Genomic DNA, 4187 nt, shown 5'->3' with positions numbered 1-4187 from the left:
TCACCCCCATTGCCATTGAAGAAGGGCTGCGCTTCGCCATCCGGGAAGGTGGCCGTACCGTCGGAGCCGGCGTGGTCACCCAGATTATCGAGTAGTCAGCAGCAGCGAATGGAGGAGCCGGTGAAGAAGGAATTGCTTGTCAATTCCTTCTTCATTGCTTATAGGTTTACTTGTGGAAGGCTATGGTTACACTTGTTGTTTAAAGGAGTCACTATTGACATCACCGGGGAATTATGTTACAGTGGATAAGGCTAATTCCAGGGAGTTTTTTGCAAGTGCTTTTTAGTTTTAGGAGGTGGCCAGGATGCGGGTTAATGTTACTCTGGCCTGCACGGAATGCAAACGCCGGAACTACACCACCACAAAGAACAAGAAAAATGATCCCAACCGGATCGAATTGAAAAAGTACTGCAAGTACTGTCACACCCATACCCTCCACAAAGAAACCCGTTAGTGTTTTCCCGCCGCGACAGGCTTGCGATTAGAGTTTTAAGGATGTGTGGCTAACATGGCACCGTTGAGAGGACTGATTAAAAGGGACGGTTCGCGAAACGAAGTGGCGGTTCGCGACGGGGTCAGGGCATTAAAAAAGGCCGAAAAAAGGCCAGTGGTGAAAAAGGAAAAAGTGAACCGCCTGGAGCAGGTCAGTAAATATTTCCGCGGGGTTTACAGCGAACTGAAAAAGGTTCACTGGCCTAACCGGCGGGAGGTTGTTACTTACACTGGTGTGGTGCTGGTGGCCGTCACCATCGTTGGCATCCTGATCTGGATTTTCGATTCGCTTTTAAGCCGGCTGCTGCAGTTTATCATTAAATAAGTGCCAAGGGGGTGGGGGGCCTTAAGTTTTCTTGAGGTCCCTTGTATTTATGGGTGAAAAGGGTGAAAAACACTGGTACGTTATTCATACCTATTCCGGGTATGAGAACAAGGTAAAGGCCAACCTGGAAAAGCGGATCGAATCCATGAACATGGAGGAGAAAATCTTCCGGATCCTCGTCCCCATGGAGGACGAGGTAGAGATAAAAGACGGCAAGAAAAAAATCGTCAAGAAAAAGATCTACCCCGGTTATGTGCTGGTGGAAATGATCATGACCGACGATTCCTGGTATGTGGTGCGCAATACCCCCGGCGTGACCGGCTTTGTCGGTTCGGGCTCCAGGCCCATTCCCCTCACCGACGAAGAGGCCATGCAGATAATCGGCAAGACTTTGACCGATACCCCGCGCCCGCGGCTGGACCTGAACGTGAAGGAGCGCGTGCGGGTTACTTCCGGTCCCTTTGAGAATTTTGAAGGTATGATAGAAGAAATAGATCCGGATAAGGGAAAGCTCAAAGTAATGATTTCCATGTTTGGCCGGGAAACCCCGATAGAATTGGATTTCTCCCAGGTGGAAAAGATATAGCGACGTCGAGGAGGTGTTCGTAGCATGGCGAAAAGAGTAGCAGCGGTGATCAAGCTGCAAGTCCCGGCAGGAAAAGCCACCCCTGCACCCCCGGTTGGTCCGGCCCTGGGTCAACACGGGGTGAATATTATGGCCTTCGTTAAGGAATTTAACGAACGTACGGCTGCTCAGGCCGGTCTAATCATTCCGGTGGAAATAACCGTTTTTGAGGATCGCAGCTTCACCTTTATCTGTAAGACGCCGCCGGCGGCGGTACTGCTGAAGAAGGCCTGCGGTATTGAAACTGCCTCCGGTGAACCCAACCGGAAAAAGGTAGCCAGGATTCCCCTGTCCAAGGTGCGGGAAATTGCCGAAACAAAGATGCAGGATCTCAACGCCAATGATATCGAGGCTGCCATCCGCATGATTAAGGGGACGGCCAGGAGCATGGGCATCGAAGTAGTGGAAGGCTAGGCCCGTGCTGTTAGTGGGAGGATTTAATCCGCTGGTACCACAAAGGAGGAAAGGTTAAAAATGGCTCGACATGGTAAGAAATATATAGAAGCAGCCAAGAAGGTGGATCGGTCCAAGCTCTACGATCCCGCCGAAGCCCTGGCTCTGGTTAAAGAGATGGCTTCCGCCAGGTTTGACGAGACGGTGGAAGTGGCCGTAAAGCTGGGCGTAGACCCCCGGCATGCCGACCAGCAGGTGAGGGGCGCCGTAGTCCTCCCCCATGGCACCGGTAAGACCCGGACCGTGCTGGTCTTTGCCAAGGGGGAAAAGGCCAGGGAGGCCGAGGAAGCCGGTGCGGATTTCGTTGGGGCCGAGGATATGGTGGCCAAGATCCAGCAAGAGGGATGGCTGGGTTTTGACGTGGCCGTTGCCACCCCCGACATGATGAGCCTGGTCGGTCGCCTGGGCCGGATTCTGGGCCCCCGGGGCCTGATGCCCAACCCCAAAACGGGTACGGTCACCTTTGATGTTGCCCAGGCGGTTAAAGAAGTGAAAGCAGGTAAGATTGAATACCGGGTAGATAAGGCCGGTATTATTCACGCTCCCATCGGCAAAGTATCCTTTGATGTGGAAAAGCTGACCGAAAACCTGCGCACCTTGATGGAGCAGTTGATCCGGGTCCGGCCGGCCGCCGTAAAAGGCCAGTACATCAAGGGCATCACTGTTTCCTCCACCATGGGGCCGGGAGTAAAGGTGAACCACCTGAAGGTTACCGCCTGAGGACAACGCTGCGCCCAAGCGGCTTTCACGCACACAACATCAAAAACGTAAATGATTCAGTAAAAGTGCTACCATATACGTAAGGTGCCGCGTTGTCCAAAGCAGTTCACTGAACATTTACTTAAAAACTTCATAACCATACCTAGCTGTAGACAGTTGGTGTCCTGTACTTAATGGCATTTGCCGCCAACCGAGGCCGGGGTTCAGCTACCTGCCGTTTGTTTATCAGGGCAGGCCCTGTGTCTTTTTGTGCTACAGGTGCCTGCCCTTTAGTTTTTTCAACCCGCTGAAAGGAGGTGCAACTGGTTTATGCCTACCAGGGAAGAAAAACAGGCCATACTGGCGGAATTAACGGAGAAGTTTCGGACCAGCAAAGCAGCCGTTCTGACCAACTTTCGCGGCCTTGATGTCGCATCCATGACCAAAGTGCGCCGGCGTCTCAGGGAGTCGGGCAGTGAGCTAAAGGTGGCTAAAAATACCCTGACCCGCCTGGCAGCCAACAAGGTGGGTTTAGAGGGATTAGATCCTTATCTGGAGGGGCCCACGGCCATTGCCTTTGGTTACGAGGACCCCGTGGCCCCGGCCAAGGTTCTTGCCGAGCTGGCCCGGGAATTCAAACAACTGGAAATAAAGGCCGGCATACTGGAAGGCAAGGTTATCGATGTGGAAGGTGTTCGCCGCCTGGCCGACCTGCCCTCCCGGGAGGTCCTGCTGGCCAAGGTGGCGGGTAGCATTCAGGCTCCCCTGTACGGTTTCGCCGGCGCATTGCAGGGTCTTTTGCGCAACCTGGTCTATGTGCTGGAAGCCATCCGTAAACAAAAGGCCGGAGAAGCAACTACCTGAGAAAATTGCCTGAACCTAAAACCATGATCTGAGGAGGTAAAAATAATGTCCAAGGTAAACGAAATTCTGGAAGCCGTAAAAGGCCTGACCGTATTAGAACTGGCCGAGCTGGTGAAAAAATTTGAAGAGGAGTTTGGCGTAAGCGCCGCCGCTCCTGTGGCCGTGGCCGCCGCTCCGGTAGCTGCGGGTCCTGCAGCCGCCCCGGCAGCCGAGGAAGAACAAACTGAATTTGACGTCATTCTGACCGCCGTGGGCGACAAGAAGATCAACGTAATCAAGGTGGTGCGGGAAATCACCGGCCTGGGCTTGAAAGAAGCCAAGGAAGTGGTGGATAATGTTCCCAAGCCCATTAAGGAAAAGGTCAGCAAGGAAGAGGCCGAGTCCATCAAAGCGAAGCTGGAAGAGCAGGGCGCAACGGTGGAAATCAAGTAAATGCCGCTCTGGTAGCACCGCGGGCCACACTGCATGGTCAGTGTGGCCCGCGCCGTATCTCTGGCTTCACCGCATTTTAGCTGAAGTATCCCCAGTTTTTTAAAACCCCTGTTTTGGTTCGTTAGCGAGCGACTTGAGCCGAGCACTAGTTTGGCCCCCCAGCACTCACTGTAACCGGAGTTCTTTGATAGGATGATTGCTACCTAAACTTCCATGATAATTTTTATCACAACCCACGAATGAAAATCGAGTCAGCTAGACTTTCCATTACCAACTTTTTCTGCCATACTGGAAGGT

The 4187-nt window shown here is 52.9% G+C and carries 8 protein-coding genes; all 8 read left to right on the top strand.

Going from position 1 to position 4187, the window contains the following annotated elements:
- Positions 1-95, top strand: a 95-nt coding sequence (locus tag J2Z49_RS14555; protein WP_407650054.1) for an EF-Tu C-terminal domain-related protein, incomplete at its 5' end; no start/stop codon positions are given.
- 209 nt (positions 96-304) lie between these two features.
- Positions 305-454, top strand: a complete 150-nt coding sequence (gene rpmG / locus J2Z49_RS14550) for a 50S ribosomal protein L33 (RefSeq protein ID WP_307403890.1) — start codon at positions 305-307, stop codon at positions 452-454.
- A gap of 54 nt (positions 455-508) precedes the next feature.
- Positions 509-817 (top strand): preprotein translocase subunit SecE, encoded by a 309-nt coding sequence (gene secE / locus J2Z49_RS14545; RefSeq protein WP_307403888.1) that lies wholly within the window; start codon positions 509-511, stop codon positions 815-817.
- A gap of 49 nt (positions 818-866) precedes the next feature.
- Complete coding sequence (gene nusG / locus J2Z49_RS14540; RefSeq protein ID WP_307403886.1) at positions 867-1403, top strand: transcription termination/antitermination protein NusG; 537 nt, start codon at positions 867-869, stop codon at positions 1401-1403.
- 24 nt (positions 1404-1427) lie between these two features.
- Positions 1428-1856 (top strand): 50S ribosomal protein L11, encoded by a 429-nt coding sequence (rplK, locus tag J2Z49_RS14535; RefSeq protein ID WP_013824075.1) that lies wholly within the window; start codon positions 1428-1430, stop codon positions 1854-1856.
- A 60-nt stretch (positions 1857-1916) separates the two neighbouring features.
- Positions 1917-2615 (top strand): 50S ribosomal protein L1, encoded by a 699-nt coding sequence (rplA, locus tag J2Z49_RS14530; RefSeq protein ID WP_307403884.1) that lies wholly within the window; start codon positions 1917-1919, stop codon positions 2613-2615.
- Positions 2616-2924: 309 nt separating this feature from the next.
- The gene (gene rplJ / locus J2Z49_RS14525; RefSeq protein WP_307403882.1) at positions 2925-3458 is read left to right on the top strand and encodes a 50S ribosomal protein L10; all 534 of its coding nucleotides are present in this window, start codon (positions 2925-2927) and stop codon (positions 3456-3458) included.
- Positions 3459-3503: 45 nt separating this feature from the next.
- Positions 3504-3890, top strand: coding sequence for a 50S ribosomal protein L7/L12 (rplL, locus tag J2Z49_RS14520; RefSeq protein ID WP_307403880.1), 387 nt, complete (start codon positions 3504-3506; stop codon positions 3888-3890).
- Positions 3891-4187: the final 297 nt, after the last annotated feature.

The sequence above is a fragment of the Desulfofundulus luciae genome, from assembly GCF_030813795.1.
Lineage (GTDB): Bacteria > Bacillota > Desulfotomaculia > Desulfotomaculales > Desulfovirgulaceae > Desulfofundulus > Desulfofundulus luciae.
This window is presented reverse-complemented; position numbering and strand designations above follow the sequence as displayed.

Coding starts and splice junctions, on each gene's coding strand:
- secE (WP_307403888.1), top strand. CDS start 509: ATGGCACCGTTGAGAGGACTGATTAAAAGGGACGGTTCGCGAAACGAA.
- rplA (WP_307403884.1), top strand. CDS start 1,917: ATGGCTCGACATGGTAAGAAATATATAGAAGCAGCCAAGAAGGTGGAT.
- rplK (WP_013824075.1), top strand. CDS start 1,428: ATGGCGAAAAGAGTAGCAGCGGTGATCAAGCTGCAAGTCCCGGCAGGA.
- rplL (WP_307403880.1), top strand. CDS start 3,504: ATGTCCAAGGTAAACGAAATTCTGGAAGCCGTAAAAGGCCTGACCGTA.
- rplJ (WP_307403882.1), top strand. CDS start 2,925: ATGCCTACCAGGGAAGAAAAACAGGCCATACTGGCGGAATTAACGGAG.
- nusG (WP_307403886.1), top strand. CDS start 867: ATGGGTGAAAAGGGTGAAAAACACTGGTACGTTATTCATACCTATTCC.
- rpmG (WP_307403890.1), top strand. CDS start 305: ATGCGGGTTAATGTTACTCTGGCCTGCACGGAATGCAAACGCCGGAAC.